The sequence below is a fragment of the Streptomyces luteogriseus genome (assembly GCF_014205055.1).
In the GTDB taxonomy this organism is placed as follows: Bacteria; Actinomycetota; Actinomycetes; order Streptomycetales; family Streptomycetaceae; genus Streptomyces; species Streptomyces luteogriseus.
In genome coordinates this window covers 6,107,393-6,133,849 of the sequence record NZ_JACHMS010000001.1, presented here as the reverse complement: position 1 = coordinate 6,133,849, position 26,457 = coordinate 6,107,393, and the positions used below count along the sequence as shown (strand labels likewise).

At 72.6% G+C, this 26,457-nt stretch carries 21 protein-coding genes; 14 read left to right on the top strand and 7 right to left on the bottom strand.

Features of this window, described 5'->3' with window-relative positions:
* Positions 1–24: 24 nt before the first annotated feature.
* Together BJ965_RS27195 and BJ965_RS27190 are read left to right on the top strand one after the other, a co-directional pair.
* The gene (locus BJ965_RS27195; protein ID WP_184911877.1) at positions 25–855 is read left to right on the top strand and encodes a hypothetical protein; all 831 of its coding nucleotides are present in this window, start codon (positions 25–27) and stop codon (positions 853–855) included.
* Positions 852–5,054: a caspase family protein gene (locus BJ965_RS27190; RefSeq protein ID WP_184911875.1), complete on the top strand. Its 4,203-nt coding sequence runs from the start codon at positions 852–854 to the stop codon at positions 5,052–5,054. The genes BJ965_RS27195 and BJ965_RS27190 overlap by 4 nt, the downstream gene beginning before the upstream one ends.
* Before the next feature lie 3 nt (positions 5,055–5,057).
* On the opposite strand, the gene BJ965_RS27185 is transcribed toward BJ965_RS27190, so the two are convergent.
* On the bottom strand, positions 5,058–7,106 hold the full coding sequence (locus tag BJ965_RS27185) for a bifunctional glycosyltransferase 87/phosphatase PAP2 family protein (protein ID WP_184911872.1): 2,049 nt from the start codon (positions 7,104–7,106) through the stop codon (positions 5,058–5,060).
* 377 nt (positions 7,107–7,483) lie between these two features.
* On the opposite strand from BJ965_RS27185, the gene proP reads away from it, so the two are divergent.
* On the top strand, positions 7,484–8,869 hold the full coding sequence (proP, locus tag BJ965_RS27180) for a glycine betaine/L-proline transporter ProP (protein WP_184911869.1): 1,386 nt from the start codon (positions 7,484–7,486) through the stop codon (positions 8,867–8,869).
* 89 nt (positions 8,870–8,958) lie between these two features.
* The gene (locus BJ965_RS27175; RefSeq protein WP_184911867.1) at positions 8,959–9,630 is read left to right on the top strand and encodes an O-methyltransferase; all 672 of its coding nucleotides are present in this window, start codon (positions 8,959–8,961) and stop codon (positions 9,628–9,630) included.
* 31 nt (positions 9,631–9,661) lie between these two features.
* Here BJ965_RS27175 and BJ965_RS27170 read toward each other — a convergent pair whose 3' ends face one another.
* Positions 9,662–10,054, bottom strand: a complete 393-nt coding sequence (locus BJ965_RS27170; protein WP_184911865.1) for a hypothetical protein — start codon at positions 10,052–10,054, stop codon at positions 9,662–9,664.
* Between the two features lie 91 nt (positions 10,055–10,145).
* Between BJ965_RS27170 and BJ965_RS27165 the strand changes: the two genes are divergently transcribed.
* On the top strand, positions 10,146–10,553 hold the full coding sequence (locus tag BJ965_RS27165; protein WP_184911862.1) for a DnaJ family domain-containing protein: 408 nt from the start codon (positions 10,146–10,148) through the stop codon (positions 10,551–10,553).
* Positions 10,554–10,571: 18 nt separating this feature from the next.
* Here BJ965_RS27165 and BJ965_RS27160 read toward each other — a convergent pair whose 3' ends face one another.
* Together BJ965_RS27160 and BJ965_RS27155 are read right to left on the bottom strand one after the other, a co-directional pair.
* Complete coding sequence (locus BJ965_RS27160; protein ID WP_184911860.1) at positions 10,572–11,255, bottom strand: hypothetical protein; 684 nt, start codon at positions 11,253–11,255, stop codon at positions 10,572–10,574.
* Positions 11,256–11,259: 4 nt separating this feature from the next.
* Complete coding sequence (locus BJ965_RS27155) at positions 11,260–11,955, bottom strand: hypothetical protein (RefSeq protein ID WP_184911857.1); 696 nt, start codon at positions 11,953–11,955, stop codon at positions 11,260–11,262.
* Positions 11,956–12,125: 170 nt separating this feature from the next.
* Here BJ965_RS27155 and BJ965_RS27150 point away from each other — a divergent pair, with 170 nt between their 5' ends.
* Complete coding sequence (locus tag BJ965_RS27150) at positions 12,126–12,617, top strand: GNAT family N-acetyltransferase (RefSeq protein ID WP_184911855.1); 492 nt, start codon at positions 12,126–12,128, stop codon at positions 12,615–12,617.
* A 2-nt stretch (positions 12,618–12,619) separates the two neighbouring features.
* On the opposite strand, the gene BJ965_RS27145 is transcribed toward BJ965_RS27150, so the two are convergent.
* Positions 12,620–14,671, bottom strand: coding sequence for an MDR family MFS transporter (locus tag BJ965_RS27145; protein WP_184911852.1), 2,052 nt, complete (start codon positions 14,669–14,671; stop codon positions 12,620–12,622).
* Between the two features lie 159 nt (positions 14,672–14,830).
* Here BJ965_RS27145 and BJ965_RS39540 point away from each other — a divergent pair, with 159 nt between their 5' ends.
* The 3 genes from BJ965_RS39540 to BJ965_RS27130 all read left to right on the top strand — a co-directional run bounded on the left by BJ965_RS39540 (position 14,831) and on the right by BJ965_RS27130 (position 18,580).
* On the top strand, positions 14,831–16,288 hold the full coding sequence (locus tag BJ965_RS39540; RefSeq protein WP_313667104.1) for a peptidoglycan-binding protein: 1,458 nt from the start codon (positions 14,831–14,833) through the stop codon (positions 16,286–16,288).
* Between the two features lie 27 nt (positions 16,289–16,315).
* Complete coding sequence (gene cpt / locus BJ965_RS27135; RefSeq protein WP_184911850.1) at positions 16,316–16,858, top strand: chloramphenicol phosphotransferase CPT; 543 nt, start codon at positions 16,316–16,318, stop codon at positions 16,856–16,858.
* Between the two features lie 141 nt (positions 16,859–16,999).
* Positions 17,000–18,580 carry a TIGR03086 family metal-binding protein gene (locus tag BJ965_RS27130; RefSeq protein ID WP_246546048.1) on the top strand — a complete coding sequence of 527 codons (1,581 nt, stop codon included), beginning with the start codon at positions 17,000–17,002 and terminating at the stop codon, positions 18,578–18,580.
* An 8-nt stretch (positions 18,581–18,588) separates the two neighbouring features.
* Here BJ965_RS27130 and BJ965_RS27125 read toward each other — a convergent pair whose 3' ends face one another.
* Positions 18,589–19,248 (bottom strand): HAD-IA family hydrolase, encoded by a 660-nt coding sequence (locus BJ965_RS27125; protein ID WP_184911839.1) that lies wholly within the window; start codon positions 19,246–19,248, stop codon positions 18,589–18,591.
* Positions 19,249–19,460: 212 nt separating this feature from the next.
* Complete coding sequence (locus BJ965_RS27120) at positions 19,461–20,042, bottom strand: TMEM165/GDT1 family protein (RefSeq protein ID WP_031109598.1); 582 nt, start codon at positions 20,040–20,042, stop codon at positions 19,461–19,463.
* A 392-nt stretch (positions 20,043–20,434) separates the two neighbouring features.
* Here BJ965_RS27120 and BJ965_RS27115 point away from each other — a divergent pair, with 392 nt between their 5' ends.
* From BJ965_RS27115 to BJ965_RS27095, 5 genes are all read left to right on the top strand, one after another.
* Positions 20,435–21,079: an HNH endonuclease family protein gene (locus tag BJ965_RS27115; RefSeq protein ID WP_184911836.1), complete on the top strand. Its 645-nt coding sequence runs from the start codon at positions 20,435–20,437 to the stop codon at positions 21,077–21,079.
* A 77-nt stretch (positions 21,080–21,156) separates the two neighbouring features.
* The gene (locus BJ965_RS27110) at positions 21,157–22,794 is read left to right on the top strand and encodes an alkaline phosphatase D family protein (protein ID WP_184911833.1); all 1,638 of its coding nucleotides are present in this window, start codon (positions 21,157–21,159) and stop codon (positions 22,792–22,794) included.
* Between the two features lie 278 nt (positions 22,795–23,072).
* Positions 23,073–25,010 carry an FAD/NAD(P)-binding protein gene (locus tag BJ965_RS27105; RefSeq protein WP_246548283.1) on the top strand — a complete coding sequence of 646 codons (1,938 nt, stop codon included), beginning with the start codon at positions 23,073–23,075 and terminating at the stop codon, positions 25,008–25,010.
* Positions 25,011–25,093: 83 nt separating this feature from the next.
* Complete coding sequence (locus BJ965_RS27100; protein WP_184911828.1) at positions 25,094–25,546, top strand: DoxX family protein; 453 nt, start codon at positions 25,094–25,096, stop codon at positions 25,544–25,546.
* 284 nt (positions 25,547–25,830) lie between these two features.
* Positions 25,831–26,427 carry a DedA family protein gene (locus BJ965_RS27095; protein WP_184911825.1) on the top strand — a complete coding sequence of 199 codons (597 nt, stop codon included), beginning with the start codon at positions 25,831–25,833 and terminating at the stop codon, positions 26,425–26,427.
* The last annotated feature ends 30 nt before the right edge of the window (positions 26,428–26,457 follow it).

Here is a 26,457-nt window from a genome sequence, read left to right as displayed (position 1 = left end):
TTCAGAACGCGGGGGACGGATGCGATGGCGCGGATTGTCGGCGTGCACGGGGTGGGCAAGCAGCGGCTGGGGAGCAACACGCTGCTGAAGGACTGGGAACCAGCGCTTGCCGACGGCCTCGACCGGGCGGGCGGTCCTCGACTGGCCTCCGGCGACCTGCATATGGCGTTCTACGGGGACCTGTTCCGGCCCCCCGGGCGCACCCTGGCCGTCGGCGACCCGATGTTCACGGCGGACGACGTGGACGAGGCGGAGACCGAGCTGCTGATGGAGTGGTGGGCGGAGTGCGCCCGGGTCGACCCGGCCGTGCCGCCGCCCGGCGGGGACACCCTGGCCCGCTCCCCCCGGGCGGCGCAGACCGCGCTCAGGGTCCTCCAGCACTCGCGGTTCTTCGGGGGCCTCTCCTTGCGGGCCCTCGTCTTCGACCTGAAGCAGGTCCGCCGCTATCTGATGGACGACGACCTGCGCGTGGCGGCCAGGAAGCAGGTCGAGGAGGCGATCGGACCCGACACGCGGGTCGTGGTCGCGCACTCACTGGGGTCGGTCGTCGCGTTCGAGGCCCTGTGCGCGCGGCCCGGGCACGGCGTGCGGGCGCTGGTGACCCTGGGATCGCCGCTGGGCATGCGGATGGTGGTCGACCGGCTGCGGCCCGGGCCGGAGACCTGGCCCGGTACGACGTCGTGGACGAACGTCATCGACGAGGGCGATGTCGTGGCCGCGGTGAAGGACCTGTCCCTGTTCTTCGGGACGGGCGTCGTAGGCAAGGTCGTCCACAACGGCTCGCACGCGCACGACGCCACCCTTTACCTCACGGCGAAGGAGACGGGCGAGGCGGTGGCGGAGGGTCTGGCATGAGCGGGACCGGGCCGCGGCGCTATCTCATCGCGACCGCGGTCAGCCACTACCCCAATGCCCCCTCCGAGCTGGAGTGGGACCGGCCGGGCCTGGTGGAGGCCCGCCGCCGGATCGTCGAGCTGTTCACGGAGGAGCTGGGCTACGCGCATGTGTCCGATCTCGGCCTGAACCCGACCAAAAATCAACTGACGCGCGAGTTGCGCGAGTTCTGCCGGTCGCCGGAGCGCCGCGCGGACGATGTCGTCGCCGTGTACATCGCGGGGCACGGGGAGGTCCTCGACAACGGCGACTACGTGCTGCTGACCGCCGACACCGAGCCGGACGACCTGTACGACGCGCTGCTGCCCAGCACCCTGGCGCGCAAGATCCTCGCCGGGACGAAGGTGCGCCGGCTGCTGCTGATGCTGGACACCTGCTTCTCCGGCCAGGCCGGCAACGAACTGCTGTCCGCGATGGCCAGGTTGAAGAACGACTGGCGTGAGGACGAGGCCGGTCTTGCGGTGATCACCTCGGCGCAGCCGAGGGAACTCGCGCAGACCGGCGCGTTCCCGGAGCTGCTCACGGAGGCGGTGACCAGCTTCGCCACGGCGGGCTACACACCGCCCCTGCTGGCGCTGGACGCGGTCGTGAGCGCCACCCGCACCAACCCCAAGCGCCCCGACTTCCAGCACATCGGCCTGGAGATCATCGGCCTGACCGGGGAGATCCCGCCGTTCCTGCCGAACGCCAAACACAGCAACCGCCTCTCCCACACCGACCTGGCCCTGCAACAGGCGGCCGAGTGGGACGAGCAGGACAAGCGCCGGGACGTGGAGTTCCGGACGCGGCTGCTGCGCCGGGCGATGGGCCACAGCGACCCCAGCCGGGTGGGCTGGTGGTTCTCGGGCCGCCACCAGGCCCTGCACGACATCACCGCGTGGCTCGCGGCCCCGGCGGCCGAGGCGCGCCCGGCCCTGGTGGTCACCGGTGCCCCCGGCTCCGGCAAGACCGCCGTCCTGGGGCTGCTGGCGGCGGTGAGTGATCCCGAGTACCGGCGCACGGTACCGCTGGCGTCGATCGGCGTACGCGCCGGTCACCTGCCGCGTCCGAAGGCGATCGGCACGGCGGTGTACGCGCAGAGCCTCACCGACCAGCAGATCATCCGGGCCGTCGCGGCGGCGCTGCGCCTGCCGCAGGTGGAGGCGGTGGCGGACCTCCTCAACCACCTCGGCGCCCGCCCAGTCCCCGACCGCCCGCACGTCGTCCTCATCGACGGCCTGGACGAGGCGGCGACCCCGACGACCTTGTGCAGTCAGGTACTCCGCCCCCTGATGGAACTGGCCGCCCCGCACCTGCGCCTGTTGCTGGGCACCCGCCCGCACCTGTTCGGCGCGCTCGGCCTCAGCGCGGACGGCCACATCGACCTCGACTCGCCGCGGTACGCCGACCCGGAAGCCGTGCTCGTCTACACGGTCCGCAACCTCCTGGACGCCCACCGCGACTCCCCGTACGTCGACTGCCCCCACGACATCCGTCTGAAGGTGGCGCACGCGGTCGCCGCCGCGGCGGGCACCTGCTTCCTGGTCGCCCGCATCACGGCGGGCACCCTCGCCGCGACCCCGGACCTGCCCGACCCCTGCGATCCGGCCTGGCGCCGCTCCCTGCCCAGCGCGGCGGCCGACGCCATGCACCGCGACCTCCACCAGCGCTTCGGCGCCGACGCGGCCCGCATCCTCGCACTGTTGCGCCCCCTGGCCTACGCGGAGGGCCAGGGCCTGCCCTGGGAGGACATCTGGGCCCCCCTCTCCTCGGAACTCGCCGGCCGCCCGTACACCAACGACGACCTCCACCAACTCCGGCGCGACGCCGGGGCGTACGTGGTGGAAGCGGTGGAGGACGGCCGCTCGGTGTACCGGCTGTACCACGAGTCGATGGCCGAGTATCTGCGGCAGGGGCAGGACGCGCCGCGGGTGCAGCGGGCGTTCACGGAGGTGCTGCGGCGTTCGGTGGGGTATGCCGTCGACGGCCTGCCCGACTGGGCGCGGGCACACCCGTACACGCTCCGGCACCTGGCGACCCACGCGGCCGACGCCGGTCTGCTGGACACCCTGCTGTCCGACATCGAGTTCCTGGTCCACGCCGACTACGACACGCTCATGCCGTGTCTGCTGGAGGCCGAGAGCGACGAGGCCCAGCTGAACACGGCGGTGTTCCGGTCGTGCCTGCATGTGTTGCGGCATCTCGACGCGGCGGCCCGGCGGCAGGTGCTCGCGGTGGAGGCGGCCCGGTTCAACGTGCCGCATCTGGTCGAGGCGCTCAACGGCAAGGCGGACCGGCGGGCGTGGACGCCGGTGGCGGCTTCCGGAGGGCAGGTGTCGAGCAACCTGCGCAACGCTCTGACCGGGCACACGGGGCTGGTGAAGGGGCTCGCGTGCACGGAGGTGAACGGGCGGCCGATCGCCGTGACAGGGTCGCAGGACCTGACGGTGCGAATGTGGGATCTGATCACGGGTGACCCCGTGGGCACTCCCATGACCGGGCACACCGCGGAGATCGAGGCGGTGGCCTGCACCGAGGTGAACGGCCGTCCGGTCGCCGTGAGCGTCTCCCGCGACCAGACGGTACGGGTGTGGGACTTGGAGGCCGGGCGGGCCGCCGGGGAGCCGATGCGTGGCCACTCGGACGCGATCCACGCGGTCACGTGCTCGCGTCTGGACGGCAGCCCGGTCGCCGTCACCGGCAGTTGGGACGGGACGGCACGGGTATGGGACCTGACCACCCGTCAGGCCGTGGGCCGGCCGGTCAACGGCACCGGGATGGTGAACGCGCTGGCGTGTGGCGTGCTGAACGGCCGTCCGGTCGTCGCCACCGGATCGACGGACTCGCTGCGCCTGTGGGATCTGACCACCCGTCGACGCGTGGCGAGGCTGGACCGCAGGTGGGACTCGGACTGGTACAACGCGGTGGTCTTCGAGGAGCTGGACGGCCGCACGGTCGTCGTGACGGCCGACCGCCGGGGGCGGGTGCGGGTCTGGGATCCCCAAAGGCGCCGGGTCATGGCCGAGTTCACCGGCCACGAGGGCTGGGCGTCCTCGGTGGCGTGTGCGGTGATGGACGGGAGGCGGGTGGCCGTCGCGGGCTACGAGCACGGGACCGCACAGATCTGGGACCTCGAGGACGGTCACCCAGTCGGACCGCCCATCGGCGGTCACGCCTTCCCGCTGCTGAACGTGGCCTGGGCCGAGTTGGCCGGACAGCCGGTCGTCATCACCAGCGCCTACGACACCCTCAGGATCTGGGATCCCTCACAACGGGGGTTCGGCAGTCCGGTCGTCGGGCACACCCAGCGCGTTCTCGCCGTCGACCAGGCGGTGCTGGACGGCCGTCCGGTCATCGTCACCGGCTCTCAGGACAGCACCCTGCGCAGCTGGTATCTGTCGCCCGACTTCCACAGCACCGAGCCGGTGATGGACCACGAGGGCGAGGTCGCGACCGTGACGTGCAGAGTCGTCAACGGCCGCCAAGTGGCCGTCTCCAGCTCCCGCAGCGCGACGGTGGTCTGGGACATCGCCACGGGCCGGGCGGCGCACCCGCCGTTCGTCAACGAGGAGGACTCCTCCGCGCGCACGAGGTGTGTGGAGCTGAACGGCCGTGAGGTGCTGGTGACCGGGACGATGGAGGGCTCGGTTCGGCTACGGGATCTGGCGACGGGTGAGTCAGCCGAGCGCTACACCGCGGGCAGGACCGGAATCTGGGTGGACTACTGCGTCATTGACGGGCACCTCGTCCTCGCCGCCGCCTCCGTGGACGCGCCACTGCGTGTAAAGGACGTGGCCACTGGCCGCACGCTGGGCGAGACGGCGCACAGTCACCTGTTCAGAGCCCTGACCATCGGATGGCTGAAAGACCGTCACGTGGTGGTGACCGGAACCGAGGCGGGGACCGTGCACCTGTGGGAGCTGCCCGGGTGCCGGCCTCTCGGCGAGCCCCTGACCGGCCACACCAGATCCGTCTGGTCCGTCGGCCTCGCCGAACTCGACGGCCGCCCCGTCGCCCTCACCGGCTCCGCGGACAACACCGTACGGATCTGGGACCTGGAGCACCGCACCACCCTCGCCGTCATCCACCTGCCCGGCCCCTGCAGGGCCGTTTCGCTCAGCGAGGACGGTCTCCTGGTCTGCGCCTTCGGGAACGACATCGCCGTTTTCACCCGCCGATGAGGATCACCTCGGGGTACGGTCCCGCAGATCCGTGGTCCCGCTGCCGACCTCCGTGGCCGCCACCGCCCGCGCCCGCGGCCCCTGGAGGAAGTACGTCACCCCGAAACCCACGGCCACCACCGCCGCTCCCCCCACCGCGTCCAGCACCCAGTGGTTCGCCGTCGCGACGATCGAGGCGAGGGTGAGCAGCGGATGCAGCACGCCCAGCGCCTTCATCCACCACCGTGAGGCCAGGACCGCGATCACGACGCCGCACCACAGTGACCAGCCGAAGTGCAGGGACGGCATGGCCGCGTACTGGTTGGTGAGGGCCGTGAGCGTGCCGTAGTCGGGCTGGCTGAAGTCCTGGACGCCGTGCACGGTGTCGATATAGCCGAGCCCCGGCATCAGGCGCGGCGGGGCGAGGGGGTAGAGCCAGAAGCCGACGAGGGCGAGCAGCGTGGCGAAGCCCAGGGCGGAGCGGGCCCAGCGGTAGTCGCCGGGGCGGCGCCAGTAGAGGACCGCGAGGACGGCCAGGGGCACCACGAAGTGGAACGACGTGTAGTACTGGTCGAGGAAGTCCCGCAGCCGGTCGATCCCGACGACGGTGTGGTTGGCCCAGCGCTCGATGTCGAGGTGCAGGACGCGCTCGAGGTCGTAGATCTGCCTGCCGTGCTCCTCGGCCTCCGTGCGCCCGGCGGAGTTGCTGCCGCCGCCCGCGGCGAGGCGGACCTGGGTGTAGGCGGCGTAGGTGACGCGCAGGAGGAGCAGTTCCAGGAGGAGATTCGGCCTGGTGAGGGCCCGGCGCAGGAACGGCGGCAGCGGCACGTGCCGGAAGCGGGCCGGGGCGGCGGGCGCGTAGGAGGCCGACTCGGGCGACCGGTAGAAGGGCGAGCCGCGGGGCAGGAACGGCACGGCGGTGGCGGCGGCGAGCGCGGCGAGCAGGACGACGTTGTCCCGCAGCGGGTGGAGGGCGTCCATGTCCGGCAGCAGCATGCCGGCCGGCAGCGTCATGACCAGGACGACGGCGACCGGCCACACATAGCGGTCGCCGGCGCGAGTGCCGGCCCGGCCGACGACCGCGAGCAGCACCCACAGCAGCTGGTGCTGCCAGGCCGTGGGGGAGACGACGATCGCCGCGCAGCCGGTGATCGCGACGGCGAGCAGCAGCTGTCCGTCGTCGAAGTACCGCACGGCCCGGCGCAGGGCCAGGACGGCGACGGCCGCGCCGAGCGTCAGGAAGAGCGCGATCTCCAGGGGACCGTTCAGGCCGAGCCGGAGCAGGGCGCCGTGCAGGGACTGGTTGGCGAGGTCGTCGGCCCGGCCGCCGAGGCCGGCGCCCGCCATGTGGTGGACCCAGTAGCGGTGGGAGTCGTGCGGCATCGCCGCCCAGGCGAGCCCGGTGCCGGCGGCGAAGGTGACGCCGGTGGCGAGCGCGGCGCGTCTGCGGCCGGTGCACCACAGCAGGGGCGCGAACAGCAGCAGCGTCGGCTGGAGCGCCGCCGCGAGGCCGATGAGCAGACCGCTGGTGCGCTGACCGTGGGCGGTGAAGCAGCCGAGCAGGACGAGCAGGACCGGGATGATGCTGGTCTGGCCGAGCGAGAGGGTGCTGCGCACGGGCAGGGACAGCATCAGCAGGCTGACGGCGACCGGCGCGGCCAGCAGTGCCGTGCGGCGGCCGACCGGCTGGGGCAGGGCGCGGGCGGCGATCACACCGAGGGCGACGACGAGCAGCAGCGTGCCGAAGGTCCATCCCCAGCCGAGGGCCTGTTCGGCCGAACGGGTGAGGGGCTTGAGGACGAGCCCGCCGAAGGGCGTGCCGGTGAAGCGGGTGGAGTCGTAGAGCGAGCCGTTCACGTGCAGGACGCCGTTCGGGCCGACCCAGGTCTCCAGGTCCGTCAGCCGCTCACCGCGCGGGGTGGCGAGGACGACGGCCACCTGCCGGGCGGCGAGGACGGCGGCGATCAGCCACAGCCCCGCGCGGGCGACCCGCAGACGTGTGCGGGCCCCGCCGACGGCCGTCGCTCCGAAGCCTTCCGCCGGCCGTCCGCCGCCGTGATCCGCATTCGCCACGCCTCGTCGGCCTCCCACACCAGTCCATCCCGTATGTCCCGAATATGGGTATTTCTCCTGCGAACCCTATGGGGACGGTGTGGCTTCGGGGAAGCAGACGCGGCTTCCGGGAAAGGAGGAGGGGGGCGACATCGACCGCGCACAGACGGCGTGGCGGCCTCTCGCGGAAGCGATAAGGATCACATGAAGATCGACGGTGAACCGCTTTCCGCGGGGCAGAAGCGCCTGCACAGCGCCGATTTGCGTGCAGTATGCAGCCAACTCCGTACCGCCCGTAAGCGGAGCAAATCCGCCTATCGTCGCTTTTCGGCCCGTACGACAGCGCCGCCGCGCGGGACCACGTCCCTGTCCCCCGTCGAAAGGTAGGCGAGCGAGTCTTGTCGACTGCCTCAGTCGTCGCCCCCGCGTCCCTCGTGAAGACCCGCACGGCGAAGGCCCCCGACCCCACGGTCACCGACCCCGCGCTCGTCAAGCGCGCCGTGAAGGCGGCCGCGCTGGGCAACGCGATGGAGTGGTTCGACTTCGGCGTCTACAGCTACATCGCGGTGACGCTGGGCAAGGTCTTCTTCCCCTCGGGCAACCCCACCGCCCAGCTGCTGTCCACGTTCGGCGCCTTCGCCGCGGCCTTCCTGGTCCGCCCCCTCGGCGGCATGGTCTTCGGCCCGCTCGGCGACCGCGTGGGCCGCCAGAAGGTCCTCGCCCTCACCATGATCATGATGGCGGCGGGCACCTTCGCGATCGGTCTGATCCCGTCGTACGCGACGATCGGTGTCGGCGCGCCGATCCTGCTCCTGGTGGCGCGGCTCGTGCAGGGCTTCTCCACCGGCGGCGAGTACGCGGGCGCCTCCACGTTCATCGCCGAGTACGCCCCCGACAAGCGGCGCGGCTTCCTCGGCAGCTGGCTGGAGTTCGGCACGCTGGCCGGCTACATCGGCGGTGCGGGCCTGGTCACGATCATGACCGCCCTGCTCTCCACCGACGACCTGACCTCCTGGGGCTGGCGCATCCCGTTCCTGATCGCGGGCCCGATGGGCATCATCGGCCTCTACCTGCGGATGCGCCTGGAGGAGACCCCGGCGTTCGCGGCCGAGGCCGAGAAGGCCGAGAACAACCGCCCGAAGACGCCGCTGCGCGAGATGGTCACCGGCCAGTGGCGCGCGCTGCTGCTCTGCGTCGGTCTGGTGCTGGTCTTCAACGTCACCGACTACATGCTGCTGTCGTACATGCCGAGCTACCTGACCGGTCAGCTGCACTACGACGAGACGCACGGCCTGCTGGTCGTCCTCGGCGTGATGGCCGTGATGATGATCGTCCAGCCGTTCGCCGGCGCGCTGACCGACCGCGTCGGCCGCCGCCCGGTGATCGCCACCGGCTGCGCGGGTTTCCTGCTGCTGTCCGTCCCGGCCCTGCTGCTGATCCGCGAGGGCAGCCTGCTCGCGGTCGCGCTCGGCATGGGTGCCCTCGGCATGCTGCTGGTCTGCTTCACGGCGTCGATGCCCTCCGCGCTGCCGGCGCTGTTCCCGACGAAGGTCCGCTACGGCTCGCTGTCGATCGGCTTCAACGTCTCGGTGTCCCTGTTCGGCGGCACGACCCCGCTGGTGGTCACGGCCCTGATCGGCGCGACCGGGAACATGATGATGCCCGCGTACTACATGATGGCCGCGGCCGTGGTCGGCGGTTTCGCCGTGTGGCGCATGGCAGAGTCGGCGGGGCGTCCGCTGCCCGGCTCGGCGCCCTCGGTGGCCGGCCGACACGCCGAGTGAAATCCCGCTGACAGCGACCCGCGCACCAACTATCTTCGTCAGCGCCAGTAGTTAGGGATGCTAACTATGCTGACGAAAGGTAGAGGCGCATGAGCGAGTCGCACGTCTGGGACGAGGTCGACGCCTACTTCACCGCCCACCTCGCCCCGGACGACGAAGCCCTGGCGGCCGCCCTGCGGGACAGCGACGCCGCCGGGCTTCCGCACATCAACGTCGCGGGAAACCAGGGCAAGCTCCTGCAGCTCCTCGCCCAGATCCAGGGCGCCCGCCACATCCTGGAGATCGGCACGCTCGGCGGCTACAGCACCATCTGGCTGGGCCGCGCCCTGCCCGCCGACGGACGGCTGGTCTCCTTGGAGTACGACCCGCAGCACGCCGAGGTCGCCGTCCGCAACATCGCCCGCGCCGGCCTGGACAGGCTGGTCGAGGTGCGGGTGGGTCCGGCCCTGGAGTCGCTGCCCAAGCTGGCCGACGAGAATCCGCCCCCGTTCGACCTGGTCTTCATCGACGCCGACAAGGCCAACAACCCGCACTACGTGGAGTGGGCCATCAGGCTCACCAGCACGGGCAGCCTGATCGTCCTCGACAACGTCGTACGGGGCGGCCGGGTCGTCGACGCGGACAGCACCGCCCCGGACGTGACGGGCACCCGCACCGCGATCGAGCTGATCGCCGCCCACCCGAGGCTGAGCGGCACCGCGATCCAGACGGTCGGCATGAAGGGCTACGACGGGTTCGCCCTGGCGCGCGTGCTGGCGTGAGGCGCCGCCGCCCGGGGTGCCGGGCGCGCCGTCACACCTCGTGATAGAAGCCCACGTTGACGCTGCGCGGGGCGGTGCGGTCCTGGATGATGATCTCGCCGCTGCCGCCCCTGGGCAGCGGGACGGTGCCGCCGTAGGCGAGGGGCTGGATGTACTCCCCCATGATCAGCCGCACTTCGGAGGACGGGTCGGGCTGGGAGCCGCGCAGCCAGGTGAGCTGCCAGGTCCCCTCCGGCCCGCACAGGAACTCCAGGTGGACGCGGGAGACGAACAGCCAGTCGTCCGGCGTGCTCAGCCGGCACACGGACTTGTCGCGGCCCACCCGCAGCACCGCGCCCGGCTCGCTCGGCGCGTCGGCCATGAGCATGCCGGCCGTGGCTCCGGCCTCCGCCTCCGCGACGGTGGCCATGGTGAGTTCGAGCACGTGCGCTCCTTGTCCGAGACGTCCTGGGTGGGACTGCAAGCCCGCCGAATGATAGAACGCCTGGCTGCGCGGTGTCCGGCACAATGGCCTCATGACCGAGCGGAAGCCACCAGGCGTCGACTTCGAGTCCTGGGTCGACAAGCAGATCCGTGACGCGGAAACGCGCGGGGAGTTCGAACGACTGCCGGGGGTGGGCGAACCGCTCCCCCCTGAGATCGAGAGCACCTACGACGAACTGTGGTGGGTCAAGCGGAAGATGGCCCGCGAGGGCTTCTCCGTCCTCCCGCCGGCGCTGGCCCTGCGCAAGGAGGCGGAGGACGCGCTGGAGGCCGCGCTCGCGGCCCCCTCGGAGCGGATCGTCCGGAAGATCATCGGCGAGATCAACGACAAGATCCGCGAGATGATGTTCAAGCCGCCGCCCGGCCCCCCGCTGGGAAAGAAGCCGTACGACGTCGAGGACGTCGTACGGCAGTGGCGGGAGCGCCGGGCGGATCACTGACCGGGGATTCACCCCGGCTCACACGTGCAGCAGCCGTTCGGCCAGCTCGCGGTAGTCCTTCAGGGCCAGCCGGAGCTGCTCGGTGTCGGCCGACGACACGGACCTGCCCTCGCCGCCCTCGACGGACTGCCAGGAGTGGCGCAGGGTGCGACGGCGCTGTGTCACGGCCTCGGTGAAGCGGGCCGCGATCTCCTCCAGCACGTGGTCGGCCTCCTCGACGGCGGCCCGGGGCCCGTCGACGAACCCGGCGACGGCGTGCTGCAGCTGCGAGCCGAACTTGTCGGAGTCGTCGTGGTCGAGGAGATGGGCCCGGTTCTTGGCGGAGCCGACCTTGTCGGGGCCGGTGCCGTGATCGCCGCGGGGTGCTTCGGCGCCGAGCCGGTCGGTGGCGTGCCGGTCGGTGGCGTCCGGACCGTGCCGGTCGGTGCCGTGCCGGTCCGTGCCGGGCAGGTCCGTGCCGTGCCGGTCGGCAGCGGGTACGTCCGTGCCGTGTGCCGCGGCGCGGTCCGCGTCGGTGCCGTGCGTGGCGCCGCGTTCGGTCTCGATGCCGCGCGTGGCGCCGCGGTCCGTGTCCAGGTCCCGGGCCGTGTCGTGGCCCGGGCCCGGTGCGGTGGTGCGGTGGCCGGTGCCCAGGGCGCTCTCGCCGCGGGCGTCCGGCGCGGCCGGCGTGTGGTCGCCGGGCGGTCGGGTCATGTCGGTCATTGCCTCAACTCTCCTTCGCCTGACGTCGGTTCATCGCCCACGGCATGTGGCCGCCGCGGGACGGGGCCTTGCGGCCGCCGTTCAGAGCGGCGCGCTCGCGGCCGCTGTCGTGCCGTCCGCCGGTGTGGCCGTCGCCGTCGTGGCGGGCCGGCTTCACCAGCTCCTCGAACAGGGCGCGGGCCGCCACAAAGGCCTCACGCATGTCTTCCGTACCCTGGCCGCCGTCACGGGCGTCCTCCGCGCGCAGGTGCGCCGCGCGGTGCACGCGCCGGTAGCCGTCCACGTGGTGGGCGTGGTGCACGGACAGCGCGGCAAGCTGTTCCTCGTACTGCCCGCCGTCCGGGAAGCCCCGGGCACCGGCGACCTCGGCGAGCAGCCGGTCCGCCTCGGCGACGGCCTCGCGCGGCGAGTCGACGAACCGCTCCTGGGCGGCCGTCCAGCGCGCCTCGTACTGCTCGCGCCGCGCCGGCTCCAGCGGCCGCTCGCGCAGCTCGCCGTGGCGCTGCACGCGCTCGGCCAGTTCGCGCTCGGCCGCTGTGGCGTCACCGTCGTGCCGGGCGACGGCACGGTCGTACTCGGGTCCGAAGCGCCGCTTCAGGCTCGGGCCGCGCCGAGGCCCGCGGGCGCGCAGGGTCATGACGGCCGCGATGATGACGACCGCCGCTATCACGATCAGAGCAATGATCAGGCCAGTGGACATGAATGCCTTCCGGGTTCTCGGCCCAACCGGCTCTCCTCGCGAGCCGGTTCGCCCGTCGGGTGTCCCCAAAGCCCGCCCCCAAACGGCGCCCGGGCGCAACCGGGGCGCGAACAGGTGGCCGGGACTATTCGCTTGCGTGTCCGGTGGGGCGCCTGAGGAGAATGCGGTTCATGACCTGGACCGTGACTCCGGAGCCGTACGACTCCCCCGTGGCCGCCGCTCTGTGGCGTGCGTACTACACCGAGGTCAGCGACCGCTGGTACCTGCTGCACGAGGGGCGCCGGACCGACCCCGCGGAGCTGGAGCGGGAGATCGCCGCCCAGCCTGGTACCGACCTCGCCCCGCCGGACGGCCTGCTGCTCGTTGCCCGGTACGGCGGTGAGCCGGCCGGCAGCGCGGGCGTACGGCTGGTGGACGGCACGACCGCCGAGCTCAAGCGGGTGTTCCTGCGCGAGCCGATGCGCGGCAGGGGCGGCGCCCCGCTGCTGGTCGGGGCCGCAGAGAAGGCCGCCCGCGCGCTGGGCGCAACCCGGATGATCCTCGACACCCGCAGCGATCTCGTCGAGGCCCGCGGCCTCTACTCCCGCCTCGGCTACACCGAGACCGGGCCGCACAACGACGACCCGTACGCGGAACACTGGTTCAGCAAGGTGCTGGCCTGAACTCAGGCCCTCTCCCGCGTGGAGCGCACGCTGTACGGCCGCTCGCGCCGCGATCCGCACAGTTCAGCGGTCAACTCCCGCACGAGCCGCTGCAGATCGGTCGGCCGGTCCGGCCCCCACCAGTCGCCGAGCAGCTCGGCGAGGGACTCCTCACGGGCCTCGGCCAGCCGGTCGGCGACCCCACGCCCCTGGTGGGTCAGGACCATGTCGACGCCCCGGCGCACGGCGAGACGGCGCTCTTCGGCCTGCCGGGCTGCCTCCATGACCACGGTCAGCGGGATGGACATCGCGTCGGCGAGCACGCCCGGTTCCACGGAGCCGTGGCGCCGCATCCGCAGCAGCAGCCAGCTCGTGGCGGGCATCAGGTCGTAGCCCGCCCGGGCGGTGATCTTCCGGTAGATCTCGCGCCGCCCCGCGCGGGTGCCGAGCACCGACAGCGCCCGGCACACCTCGTCGTACGAGGACCGCTCGACGGGGTTGCTGGCGAGGGTCTCGGTGACGTCGGGCGCGGTGACCGAGCCGCGCAGCCGGTCCTCCTTGAGGAACCAGGCCAGGACGAAGCCGGCGAGCGCGACGGGGGCGGCGTACAGGAAGACGTCCGTGATGGAGACGGCGTAGGCGTGCAGGGCGGGTGGGCGCAGGCCGGACGGCAGGGCGGCGATGCCGCGCGGGTCGGCCTCCAGGGTGTCCACGGAGATGCCGGGCGGGAGCCGGACGCCCCGGAAGGCGTCCGTGAGCTGGTCTCCGAGCCGCCCCGCGAAGACCGTGCCGAAGACGGCGACGCCGAACGAGGCGCCGATGGACCGGAAGAAGGTCGCGCCGGAGGTGGCCACGCCCAGGTCCTCGTAGGGGACGGCGTTCTGCACGATGAGCACGAGGACCTGCATCACCAGGCCGAGTCCGAGGCCGAAGACGAAGAAGAAGCCGCTCAGCTCGGCGGTGGAGCTGTGCTCGTCGAGCTGGTGGAGCAGGAGCAGCCCGAGCGTGGTGATGCCGGTGCCGGCGATCGGGAACACCTTCCAGCGGCCGGTGCGGCTGACGATCTGCCCGGAGGCGGTCGAGGCCAGCAGCAGGCCCAGCACCATCGGCAGCATGTGCACCCCGGACATGGTCGGGCTGATGCCCTGCACGACCTGGAGGAAGGTCGGCAGGTACGTCATGGCGCCGAACATGGCGAACCCGACGACGAAGCTGATCAGGGCGGCGAGCGTGAAGGTGCGTACGCGGAACAGCTTGAGCGGCAGCACGGGTTCGGCGGCCCGCCGCTCGACGGCGACGAAGGCGACGGCGAGGACGACGCCCAGGACCGCGAGACCGACGATCTGCCAGGACCCCCACGCCCAGGTCGTCCCGCCGAGCGAGGCGACCAGCACCAGGCAGGTGGCGACGGCGGCGATGAGGAAGGTGCCGAGGTAGTCGATGACGTGCCGTTGCGCCGTTCGCGGGATGTGCAGCACTGCGGCGATCACGGCGAGCGCGACGACGCCGACGGGCAGGTTGACGTAGAACACCCAGCGCCAGCTCAGGTGCTGGGTGAACAGCCCTCCGAGCAGCGGCCCGAGCACACTGGTCGCGCCGAACACGGCACCGAACAGGCCCTGGTAGCGGCCGCGTTCGCGAGGCGGCACGAGATCTCCGACGATGGCCATCGACAGCACGATCAGCCCGCCGCCGCCGAGCCCCTGAAGGGCCCGGAAGGCGATCAGCTGCGCCATGTCCTGCGCGGCGCCGCACAGCGCGGACCCGATCAGGAAGATCACGATCGCCGTCTGGAAGAGCCTCTTGCGTCCGTACTGGTCGCCGAGCTTGCCCCACAGCGGGGTGGCGGCGGTCGCGGCCAGCAGATACGCGGTGACCACCCAGGACAGGTGGTCCAGGCCGCCGAGATCGCTGACGATCGTGGGCAGCGCGGTCGACACGATGGTCTGGTCGAGGGCGGCCAGCAGCATGCCGAGGAGCAGGGCGCCGATGGAGACCAGGACGTTCCCGGGCACCTGCTCCTGCGGGGCCGCGCCCGGGGGCGTCAGCGTGGTGGCGTTCGCGTCCCCGGCCATACGACCTCCCGAGTCTCCTGTGACATTTTCCATCGTGACCGCTGTGACCGGTTATGGCCCGCCGGGCCCTTTTGGAAGCTGCGCTTCCGGGGGCTCCTCGACCGCGCTGTGGAGAAGATCTGGATAATCTCTGGAGTTCGCGAGGGGAGGGAGGAACGCGTGGAACCGCCCAACGGCCACCCGTGCCCGGAGTGCGGCGCGCCCAGACAGCGGGACAACACCCCCGCCTGCGCCTGCACGCACCGCGCCGCCGAGGCCCTCCGTGACGCCCGCACGGCCCAGGCGGCGGCAGCGGAGGACTTCGACCCGCTGCGGATCCGCCCGTACGTGGAGATCGACGCCGGGGCCTCCGGCGGGCCGGACGCGGACACGGCACGCACCGCCGACGAGGGACAGCGGACCCCACCGGCCGGGGCGCCGACGCCACCGCGCCCGGGGGGACCCACGGGGGCGTCACCCCAAGGCACACCGGGCCCGGCCGCGACGGTCCACAGCACCGCACTCCCGCACGCAGACACCCCCAGGCCGCCCGGAAACAGCTCCGCACCGACTCCGCGGGCCCAGGGCTCAGCTTCGGCGACCGGAGGCGCACCAGGCCCGGCCACGGCGGACAACCGCACCGCACCCCCGCACGGAACCGCCCCCAGGACGCCCGGAAACGGCTCCGCACCGACACCGCGGACCCAGGACCGAACGGCCGAGGACGCACGGGGCCCGGCCCTCGCGGCGGACACCGAAACCACCCTCCCGCACGCCGGGGCCTCCCGCCCCGGCAGTGCCGCCCGGCCGCCCTCCCCCGCCGACGCCACCATGCCCCTGTGCCCCGTGGCCCCGGACGCGACCGCCGTTCTGCCGGCCGCCGCCCCCGTCACCGCGGCGCTTCCGACGCCCCTGGCTCCCGCCGCGACCGAGCCGAGCGTCACCGATCTGCGCATGTTCGACGGCACGAGGGGGGCGGATCGCGCCGCGCCGGAAGGCGGCGGGCCCGGCAGACGCCGGCCGCGCCGGCGCAGCACCCTCCTGATCGCCGCCGCCGGCGCCTGTGTCGCCGTCGTCGCCGCGGCCGGGTACGCGAGCGGACTGTTCTCCTACGAGAGTCCGTCCCGGGACACCGCCCTGCCGGACGACATCCGCGCGAGCGTGCCGGACGCCCCGTCCAGCAGCGCGGCGTCCACGCCCCCGCAGGGCGGCGGTGCGGCCGCTCCCCCGGCACCGGCCGCACCGCCGCCGTCGCCGTCCCGCAGCGGGAGCCCGTCTGCTTCACCGTCTCCGTCCGCGCCGAGCGCCTCGGCGAGCCCGTCGCGGTCGCCCTCCCCGTCGGCCTCACAGCCGTCCGCCTCGGCGACCGGTCCCGAGCAGGCGCCCCCGGACAGCGGCCGCCAGAAGGGCGGCCCGACCGTCCTGCGCCTCGGCGACCGCGGCCCGGAGGTCACCGAACTCCAGCTCCGTCTGCGGCAGTTGCACCTCTACGACGACGACACCGACGGCAGTTTCGACGACCGGCTGGCCGACGCGGTCCGTACCTACCAGTGGTCGCGCGGCATCCAGGTCGACGACCTCGGCGTCTACGACCGGGCGACCCGGGAGAAGCTGGAGTCGGAAACCCGCGAGCCATGACCGGTCCGGGCCCCCTACCGTGATGGCGTGACCACTCAGGTGATCGTCCTCAACGGCGGTTCGAGCTCGGGCAAGTCCGGGATCGTCCGGTGCCTGCAACAGGTCCTGCCCGATCCGTGGCTGGCCTTCGGGGTCGACTCGTTCGTCGACGCGCTGCCCGCGAGGCTGCGGGGCTCGGACGGCGGGATCACCTTCGCGGCGGACGGCGGCGTGAGCGTGGGCGCGGAGTTCCGGGCCCTGGACGCGGCCTGGACCGAGGGCATCGCCGCCATGGCCCGTGCGGGCGCCGGGATCATCGTCGACGACGTCTTCCTCGGCGGCCCGGCGTCCCGGCAGCGGTGGGAGAAGGTCCTGGCCGGCCTCACCGTGCTGTGGGTGGGCGTCCGGTGCGACAGCGCGGTCGTCGCGGGGCGCGAGATCGCCCGGGGAGACCGGGTCGGGGGCATGGCCGCGTCACAGGCCCGGGTCGTGCACGAGGGCATGAGCTACGACGTCGAGGTGGACACGACGCACACCGAGTCCCTGGAGTGCGCGCGCGTCATCGCCGCCCACGTGACGGGCTGCCGGTAGGGCGTCCACCCCACGTCGTCGGCGGGACCGCCGCGGTGTCCGGCGAGGGCAGCACGGGCCGGTGGGAGGTATCGGTGTCTGCCGCGTCGGAGCATGAGGCTGCTTGACTCTCCCACGAAGGGAGAGTCGAAGGTGGAGCACATGCGCAGCGACGATGCGTCGCGGCCCACGTGGAGCATCGGGGCCGTGGCACGGCAGACCGGGTTGCCGGTGAAAGTGGTCAGGCACTGGTCGGATGTGGGCGTCGTGACACCGGTCGGCCGGACGGCCGGCGGCTACCGCCGCTACGACACAGCCGGCGTGGCCCGGCTGCACCTGGCCCGCACTCTGCGGGACCTGGGGTTGGGGCTCGGTGAGATCCGGGCCGCCCTGGATCACCAGGACGGGCTCGCCGAGGTGGCGGCCGCGCACGTCGATGCACTGGAAGCCCAGATCCGCCGCCTGCGGACTCATCAGGCGGTCCTGCGCACCGTCACCCATCGCACCACCCATGAAGGACTCGACCTGATGACCCGTAATGCCCGCATGTCTCCCGACGAACGCCGCAAGCTGGTTCACGACTTCCTCACCGACACGCTCGACGATCTGGATGTGCCCCACTTCCGCGAGGGGCTCCTCGCGGCCGGCTCCGGCCTTCCGGAAGATCCCACCGATGAGCAGGTCGCGGCGTGGCTCGAACTGGGCGAGCTGGTCGCCGACGGGGAACTGCGTCCCGCCATGCGGCGCCTCGCGGAGTACGCCGCCCGTCATGGGCGGGGAGGGCAGGACTCCTCCGTGGCGGAGGAGATGCGCACACTCACCGACGCCTGGACCGCACGCGTCCGCACCGCCATGCGGGCCGGCACCGCAGCCGACTCCCCGGCTGCCGACGAGGTCGTCGCCGACATCGTCGCCGCGTGGCTGCCCAGCCGCGCGAACATCGACCCCGCCGTGACCACCGACGGCGCCGAGGCACGCGAACGCTTGAACGAGCAGCTCACCGCAGCGGCCGAGCCCGCCGTCGAGCGCTTCTGGCAACTGCTGTGCGTCCTCGGCGGCCGTCCCGCACCCGCCGGGATCGCCGAGGAAGGGCAATGGCTGACCACCGCGCTGCGCGCCAACCCCGCACCCGGCGCGCACGACGCCCGGCTCGAAGCCCTCTACGCGGATGACACCGACCCCTGGCCGGGCGGTGTCCTGGACGCTTTCACACGGGTCCAGGACACTGTCGGCGCACTCGTGCGCGCGACGGCGCCGGACCGGTTCGACCTGCCGACTCCCTGCGAGGACTGGACCGTACGGGATCTGCTCGACCATCTGGTGTGGGAGAACATCATCTGGGGCGGCCTGGCTCACGGCACGCCCCCCACCGACGGCCACACCGAGAACCACCTCGGGGACGACCACGTCGCCGCCTTCGAGGCCGCCGCCTCCCGGGCTCGCGAGGCCTTCCGGCAGCCGGGCATGCTGGAGCGCCCCTTCGGCCCCGCCCCCGGCCGTCGCGTGGTCGAGCAACTGCTCGTGGAGCTGCTCGTGCACGGCTGGGACCTCGCGACCGCGCTCGGTCACGACCGGGACCTGGAGCCCGACATCGCGCGCGCCGCCCTGCCCGTCGTCCGGGAGATCTACGGCGGCCTCCCCCGCACCGCCGGCGGATCCATCGCCTCAGCGCAGCCCGCTCCCGAGCATGCGCCGGCTCTTGATCACGTGGCCGCGTTCCTCGGCCGCCGCACCTCGGACTGAGCGGCCGGTCACCCGATGTGCAGCCGAATCGTCCCGTCCGCACCGGCTTCCACACGCACCGTCGTCAGGTCCTCCACCACCACGTCCGGCTCGTGGAAGGCGGCCCGCGGCCCGATGCCGACCACCGTCATCCCGGCGGCGCGCCCCGCCGCTATCCCGGCTCCGGAGTCCTCGAACACCACACAGTCCGCGGGGGCGATCCCCAGCTCGGCGGCGCCCTTCAGGAAGCCCTCGGGGTCGGGCTTGCTCGCCCCGACGGACTCCGCCGTCACCCGCACCTCGGGCAGGTCCAGACCGGCCGCCGCCATCCGCGCCGTCGATAGCGGCACATCCGCGGAGGTCACCAGCGCGTGCGGCAGCCCCCGGAGCGAGGCCAGGAACTCCGGCGCCCCCGGGATCGCGACGACCCCGTCGGTGTCGGCCGTCTCGTCGGCGAGCATGCGGGCGTTGTCGGCGTGGTTCTGTTCCATCGGCCGCTCGGGCAGCAGCAGCGCCATGGAGGCGTAGCCCTGCCGGCCGTGGACGACCTTCATGACGTCGTCCCCGTCGAGCCCGTGACGCTCGGCCCAGCGCCGCCAGACGCGTTCGACCGAGGCGTCCGAGTTGACGAGGGTGCCGTCCATGTCCAGCAGGAGGGCGCGGGCGGTGAGCACGGCGGTGGCCGTCATCGGCAGCTCCAAGGCTCGGGGCGCGTTCCAGCGCGAGTGGGGGCGGACGACGGATCGCGACCGGCACGCCCCGGGGGGGGACAAGGCGGCCCCGCCCGCCGGTCAGGGAAAACGGGCGGAGGGCCACTTTGTTCCTCCACGGTACAAAATAAGTCCGCCTTCGCGCCAGGGGAACCCCCGCGGACGTTCATCCACTGTTCAGCCCACCCGGCTCAGCCGGTCACGGCCTCCCACAGGCTCCACAGCCCGAGCGCCAGCATGACCAGCGCCGCGATCTGCGTGATCAGCCGCAGCGGCACCTTCTTCATCAGCGCCTTGCCGCCGACGATGCCGAGCCCCGCCACGGCCCACAGCGCCAGTACCGCGCCCAGGCCGACGGAGAGCGGGTCGTCGTAGCGGGCGGCCAGGTTCGCGGTCATGATCTGGGTCAGATCACCGAACTCGGCGACCAGGATGAGCATGAAGCCGGCGCCCGAGACCTTCCAGAAGGACTGGTTCTCCGGCTTGCGGACCTCCTCCTCGTCCTCGCCCTTCCTCAGCAGCAGCACCGCGGCCCCGCCCAGGAAGAGCACGCCCGTGAGGGCCTGCACGATCTGCTGCGGCAACAGCGTCAGCACACTGCCGGCCGCGACGGCGAGCACGACATGCAGCGCGAAGGCGGCGGCGACACCGGCGAAGACGTAGGAGGCGCGGTAGCGGGTGCCGAGGACGAGGCCGGCCAGGGCGGTCTTGTCCGGCAGTTCCGCGAGGAAGACGACGCCGAAGACGACGGCCGTCACGGTCAGGCTGATCAAGGGTTCCTCAATCGGTCGGGGCTGCCCCACCGAGAGTGCTGGACCTTCGCACAGGACACCTCGGCACGGCAGCGCACACGGCACCCGCGCCGGGGGGCACGGGTGTGCACTGCTTTGCCGAAGGTCTCGCTGGCAGGTCCGGGAAAGGACCGGCCTCCGGGCGCCGGCTCAGGCGGGCTGAGCAGTATGTCGACGGTCCGGCGAAGAGCTACTCCCCTTCTGCGCCGTCCATGGTACGGGACGCGCCGGAAGTGAAAAGTTCCGTCTCGAACCTTGTCATGTCATGACCTCGTCACTAACTTCTCACCGGGCGCACACCTGTGCGCAACACGGCGCCGCGAGCATTGCCCTCGCTCGCAAGCCAACATCCCCACCCCCCCCAGGGAGTTCGCATGCCCAGGTTCTACGCGCGTCGACGGCTGAGCGTCGCCGCGGCGGCCACCGCGCTCATATCCTCCGTGGCCCTCTTCAGCGCCCCCACGGCCTCCGCCGCCCTCCCCACCCCCGTGAGCGGCGCCACCGCACGCTCCTACCTGGCCTCGCTCACCGTGGCGACCGAGGACCGCACCGGCTACAACCGCGACCTCTTCCCGCACTGGATCACCCAGTCCGGCTCCTGCAACACCCGCGAGGTCGTCCTCAAGCGCGACGGCTCGAACGTCCAGCAGGACTCCTCCTGCGCCGCCACCAGCGGCAGCTGGTACTCCGTCTACGACGGCGCGACCTGGACCGCCGCCTCCGACCTCGACATCGACCACCTGGTCCCGCTGGCCGAGGCCTGGGACTCCGGCGCCGACTCCTGGACGACGTCCCGCCGCCAGTCGTTCGCCAACGACCTCACCCGCCCGCAGCTCATCGCGGTCACCGACAACGTCAACCAGGCCAAGGGCGACCAGGACCCGGCCACCTGGATGCCCTCCCGGACGGCGTACCGCTGCACCTACGTCCGCGCCTGGGTGCAGGTGAAGTACTACTACGGACTCTCGGTCGACTCGGCGGAGAAGTCCGCGCTGCAGAACTACCTGGCGAGCTGCTGACACGCTGATTCACGCCGGGACCTCCCCGCTGACCTCCCTCGTTCCGTACCGTACGGGGCGACGGAGAGGGGAACGACATGAGCGCACTGCGCCTCGGACCGCTGCTGAGGTACACCGACGGCTCGTCCGCGACCGTGTGGGTCGAGACGAGCCGTCCGTGCACCGCCGAGGTGCGCTGCGCCGACGGCGCCGGCGGCACGGCCCGCAGCTTCCAGATCGCGGGCCACCACTACGCGCTGGTCCCGGTGACCGGCCTGACGGCGGGTACGACCACGACGTACGAGGTGCACCTCGACGGCACGCGGGTGTGGCCGCTGCCGGGCTCCCCCTTCCCGCCCTCGGCGATCCACGCGCCGGGCCCGGACGGCGACTTCAACGTCGCCTTCGGCTCCTGCCGCTGGGCCTCGCCGCCGGCGGGCGGCGACGACCCCGTCGGCCCGGACGCCCTGGACGCCCTGGCCACCCGCCTCGCCGCCGACCCCGAGGGCGAGCGTCCGCACGTGCTGCTGCTGCTCGGCGACCAGGTGTACGCCGACGAGACCTCCGACTCCACGCAGCGCTGGCTGGCGGGCCGCCGCGACCTGGAGGAGGGGCCGGGCAGCGGGGTCGCGGACTACGAGGAATACACGCACCTCTACTACGAGTCGTGGCTCGACCCGCGCATCCGCTGGCTGCTGTCCACCGTGCCCAGCTTCATGATCTTCGACGACCACGACGTCATCGACGACTGGAACACCTCCGCCGCCTGGCTCACCGACATGCGCTCCACCGACTGGTGGCAGGAGCGGCTACTGAGCGGCCTGATGTCGTACTGGGTCCACCAGCACCTGGGCAACCTGTCCCTCGAGGAGCTGGCGGCCGACCCGGTGTACGAGGCGGTCCGCGAGACCCCCGACGGCACCGATGTGCTGCGCTCCTTCGCCGCCCGGGCCGACGCCGACGCGGCCACGGCGCGCTGGAGCTACCGGCGCGACTTCGGACGGGTGCGTCTGGTGATGGTGGACAGCCGGGCCGCCCGGGTCCTCGCCGAGGACGAGCGCGCGATGCTCGACCCGGGCGAGGAAGCCTGGCTGCGCGAGCAGATGCTGGACGGGCCCGAGACCTACGACCACCTCCTGATCGGCACCTCGCTGCCCTGGCTGCTGCCGCACCTGGTCCACGACGCCGAGCAGTGGAACGCGGCCCTGTGCGGCGGCGAACGGGGCGAGCGCTGGGCGCGGTTCGGGGAGAAGGTGCGGCGCGCCGCCGACCTGGAGCACTGGTCGGCGTTCCCCGAGTCCTTCGCGGGGCTGGCGGAGCTGATCGCCGAGGCGGGCTCGGGGCGGGACGCGCCGGCGACGGTGTGCGTGCTGTCCGGGGACGTGCACCACGCCTACATCGCCGAGCCCTCGTGGCCCGGCCCGGGCCCGGACGCCCGGGTGGTGCAGCTGGTCTGCTCCCCCGTCCACAACTCGGTGCCGCTGTCGATGCGGCTGGCCTTCCGCATCGGCTGGAGCGCGATGGCGCGGGGCCTCGGCCGCGGTCTCGCCCGGCACGCCCGCCTCCCCGACCCGCCGGTGGGCTGGCGCAAGACGGGCGGCCCCTGGTTCGGCAACCAGCTCATGACCCTGACCCTGCGCGGCCGCTCGGCCCGGCTGCGACTGGAGCACGCCAAGGCCCGTGAGGGCACGGGCCCCCGCCTGACGACACTGCTGGACGCCGAGATTGCCCCGTAATCATCCCATTCCGCCTGCTTGTTGTGTTGTGTCCGGTGATGCCCCGTCGTGCTGGTGAGGCATCCCACAGCGACCGTCAATCCTTCCCCACGAGCCTCCGTTACCTCGCCCGGCGACGGCATGATGAGGCGGACCGTCCGCTTCCATTCCGGCGGACCGCCGACACGCGCCCCACACGCCCGGGAGTACCACCCTTGTCTGCGCCGCCCGAAACCGAGGCATCCGTACCGTCCGAGGGTCCCGGACCGGCCGCGAGACCCGCGCGCGTCTCCGTAGCCCTGGTCGGCGCGGGACCGCGCGGCACCAGCGTCCTGGAACGCCTGTGCGCCTCCGCCCCCGAACTCCTGCCGTCCGGTGCCCGGCTGACGGTCCATGTGATCGACCCGGACCCGCCCGGCCCTGGCCGTGTCTGGCGCACCGCCCAGTCGCCCGAGCTGCTGATGAACACCGTGGCCTGCCAGGTGACCCTGTTCACCGACGACAGCGTGGACTGCTCGGGCCCGATCCGCCCCGGCCCGAGCCTGCACGAGTGGGCGGGCGGCAGGCTGGGCCCGGACGAGTACCCGGCCCGGGCCGACTACGGCCGCTATCTGGAGTGGGTGTTCGCCGAGGTCGTGCGGCAGGCGCCGCCGGAGGTACGGGTCGAGACACACCGGGCACGCGCTGTACGGCTCGACGACGCTCCCGGCGGCCGCCAGACCCTCACCCTCGACGACGGCCGCACCCTGACCGGCCTGTCCGCGGTGGTGCTGGCCCAAGGGCACCTGCCGAGGACCGCCGGCCCGGACCTGCTGCGGCCCGCGGCCCACGCCGCGCGGCACGGCCTGCGCCACGTCCCGCCCGCGAACCCGGCCGACGTCGACCTGTCGCCCGTCCCCCCGGGCGAACCCGTCCTGCTGCGCGGCCTCGGCCTCAACTTCTTCGACCACACGGCCCTGCTGACGACCGGCCGGGGCGGCCGTTTCGTCCGGGACGACGAGGGCCTGCGCTACCTCCCATCCGGCCGTGAGCCGCGGCTCTTCGCCGGTTCACGGCGCGGCGTCCCGTACCAGGCACGAGGCGACAACGCGAAGGGGCCCTACGGCCGGCACGTCCCGCTCGCCCTCACCCCGGAGGTGATCGCCGGGTTCCGCAAGCGCGCGGACTCCGGAGAGGCGCCCGATTTCCTCACGGAGATATGGCCGTTGGTGGCGAAGGAGGTGGAGACGGTCTACTACGGCGCGCTGATCCGGCGGGCCGCGTCCCGCGCGGAGCCGGGGCCGGAGCCGGAGCGGAAGCCGAAGCGTGAGCGGGAGCCGGAGCGGAGACAAGAGCCGGGGCGGGAGCGGGAGTTCACCGAGCGCTTCCTCGCCGTCCCGCACGGCGATCCCCTGGAGGCGCCGCTGCTGGAGGAGTTCGGGGTGCCGGACAGTGAGCGCTGGTGCTGGGAGCGGGTCTCCCGCCCTTACGCGGGACGGGACTTCGCGCATTCCGGCGAGTGGCGCGACTGGCTGCTGTCGTATCTGCGCGAGGACGCCGCCCAGGCCGCCCTGGGCAATGTGCACGGCCCCCTGAAGGCGGCCCTGGACGTGCTGCGCGACCTGCGCAACGAACTCCGGCTGATCGTCGACCACGGCGGCCTCTGCGGCGCGTCCCGCCGCGATCACCTGGACCGTTGGTACACCCCGCTCAACGCGTTCCTCTCGATCGGCCCGCCGCGCCGCCGCATCGAGGAGCTCGTGGCGCTGGTGGAGGCGGGGGTGGTGCGGGTGCTCGGGCCGCGGCTACGGGTGACGGAGGAGAACGGGGGCTGGGCGGCGCACTCCCCCGACGTGCCGGGACCGCCGGTCCGTGTGAAAACCCTCATAGAGGCCCGCCTGCCGGAGCCCGACCTGCGGCACACCGCCGACGACCTCCTGGCCGGTCTGCTCCGGAGGGGGCAGTGCCGACCGCACGTCGTGGACGGTTACGAGACAGGGGGGTTGGATGTCACAGCGCGGCCCTATCGGCTGATGGATCGTCAAGGAGTTGCACACACAAGGCGGTTCGCGTTCGGCGTGCCGACAGAAGGCGTCCACTGGGTGACCGCCGCGGGAGCCCGCCCAGGGGTGGATTCGGTCACGCTTTCGGACGCGGATGCGGTGGCGAGAGCCGTTCTACGTGCGGCTGAACCCGACACCGAGCCTCAACGGGAGGCAAAGCAGTGGCCAAATGTTGAACTTGCAAGCATCAATTAGGCGCACCTAACGTGGGCTACTCCGCGGTATCCGTCCCCGACCGGCCTCCCCAGGGCCGGCCAACCGAAGGAGTGACCCCCCACATGACCGCTCGCCTCAACGGCGCCCAGCCGTACGCGCTCGGCCTGTTCCGGATCGTCGTCGGCCTGCTGTTCGCCTGCCACGGCGCCGTCGCCCTCTTCGGCGTCCTCGGCGGCGTGGACGGAAAGGGCGGCACCGCCTCGACCGGCGCCTGGCCGAACTGGTACGCGGCCGTCATCGAACTCGTCGGCGGCATCCTGGTGCTCCTGGGTCTCGGCACCCGCATAGCGGCGTTCATCTCCTCCGGGGCGATGGCGTACGCGTACTTCAAGGTCCACCAGCCCCAGGGCCTGTGGCCGATCGAGAACAGCGGCGAAGGTGCGGCGATGTACTGCTGGGCCATGTTCCTGCTGATCTTCACGGGCTCCGGCGCGTTCGGCCTGGACCGGCTGCTGGCCAAGCGCACCTCGACCCAAGACCGGCGCTCCGCGGACCAGACGCCGGTGGCGGCCTGAGCTGCCTGGCCCGTCGAACGCCCAGCGGCGCCTTCCCCTCGGGGGGAGGCGCCGTTCCGTCCGTACGGGCCCTCGATCAGGGCGTCGACGGCGACGCTCGCCCATATACCGACAAAGCCGGACGAGCCGCGACGAGGTGAACAGTCCACACCGAACGTATGAGCCCCCCGTGAACCGCCCGTCACACCCCAGGCGTACGCTCTATGGCTGTCATGGCCACTCCTGCCGCTCCCCCGCGCCACCGCGGCACGGTCTGGCCCACGGGGGAGCCACGGGGAGTTGCGGTGCTGGAGCAAGTGGGGCTGCCGATCGGCAGCCCATGGATCTACGCGGTGGTGGCCTTGTCCGTCCTGCTCGACGTGTTCCTGCCGGTGCTGCCCAGCGGCGTCCTGGTGATCACGGCGGCCACGGCGGCGGCAGCGGGCACGGCGACCGACGTGCCCGACATCCTCGCCCTGACCCTCTGCGCGGCCACCGCCTCCGTCCTGGGCGACCTGGTCGCCTACCGCCTCGCCTGGCGCGGCGGGGCCCGTCTGGACCGGGTGATCTCCCGTTCCCGGCGCCTGACCACCGCACAGGAACGGCTCGGCGCGGCCCTCGCCCAGGGCGGCGGCGCCCTCGTCGTCCTCGCCCGTTTCGCACCCGCCGGCCGCTCGGTGGTCTCCCTCGGCGCGGGCGCCGCCCACCGTCGCGCCCGCGACTTCCTGCCCTGGTCGGCCCTGGCCGGCTTCACCTGGGCCGTGTACAGCGTCGCCCTCGGCTGGTTCGGCGCCCACTGGCTGGGCGCGAGCTGGCTGGCGGCGGCGGTGTCGGTGGGGGCGCTGTTCGGCGCGGGGGCGGGGGCGGCGTTCTTGATGCGGCGCGAGCCGCGGACGTCGTAGCACGGGCTCCGGCCCACCACCACGATCACC

Excerpts from the sequence above, each read along its gene's own strand:
- BJ965_RS27195 (WP_184911877.1), top strand. The coding sequence starts at position 25 with ATGGCGCGGATTGTCGGCGTGCACGGGGTGGGCAAGCAGCGGCTGGGG.
- BJ965_RS27190 (WP_184911875.1), top strand. The coding sequence starts at position 852 with ATGAGCGGGACCGGGCCGCGGCGCTATCTCATCGCGACCGCGGTCAGC.
- BJ965_RS27175 (WP_184911867.1), top strand. The coding sequence starts at position 8,959 with ATGAGCGAGTCGCACGTCTGGGACGAGGTCGACGCCTACTTCACCGCC.
- BJ965_RS27165 (WP_184911862.1), top strand. The coding sequence starts at position 10,146 with ATGACCGAGCGGAAGCCACCAGGCGTCGACTTCGAGTCCTGGGTCGAC.
- BJ965_RS27160 (WP_184911860.1), bottom strand. The coding sequence starts at position 11,255 with ATGACCGACATGACCCGACCGCCCGGCGACCACACGCCGGCCGCGCCG.
- BJ965_RS27155 (WP_184911857.1), bottom strand. The coding sequence starts at position 11,955 with ATGTCCACTGGCCTGATCATTGCTCTGATCGTGATAGCGGCGGTCGTC.
- BJ965_RS27150 (WP_184911855.1), top strand. The coding sequence starts at position 12,126 with ATGACCTGGACCGTGACTCCGGAGCCGTACGACTCCCCCGTGGCCGCC.
- BJ965_RS27145 (WP_184911852.1), bottom strand. The coding sequence starts at position 14,671 with ATGGCCGGGGACGCGAACGCCACCACGCTGACGCCCCCGGGCGCGGCC.
- BJ965_RS27130 (WP_246546048.1), top strand. The coding sequence starts at position 17,000 with ATGCGCAGCGACGATGCGTCGCGGCCCACGTGGAGCATCGGGGCCGTG.
- BJ965_RS27125 (WP_184911839.1), bottom strand. The coding sequence starts at position 19,248 with ATGACGGCCACCGCCGTGCTCACCGCCCGCGCCCTCCTGCTGGACATG.
- BJ965_RS27115 (WP_184911836.1), top strand. The coding sequence starts at position 20,435 with ATGCCCAGGTTCTACGCGCGTCGACGGCTGAGCGTCGCCGCGGCGGCC.
- BJ965_RS27110 (WP_184911833.1), top strand. The coding sequence starts at position 21,157 with ATGAGCGCACTGCGCCTCGGACCGCTGCTGAGGTACACCGACGGCTCG.
- BJ965_RS27100 (WP_184911828.1), top strand. The coding sequence starts at position 25,094 with ATGACCGCTCGCCTCAACGGCGCCCAGCCGTACGCGCTCGGCCTGTTC.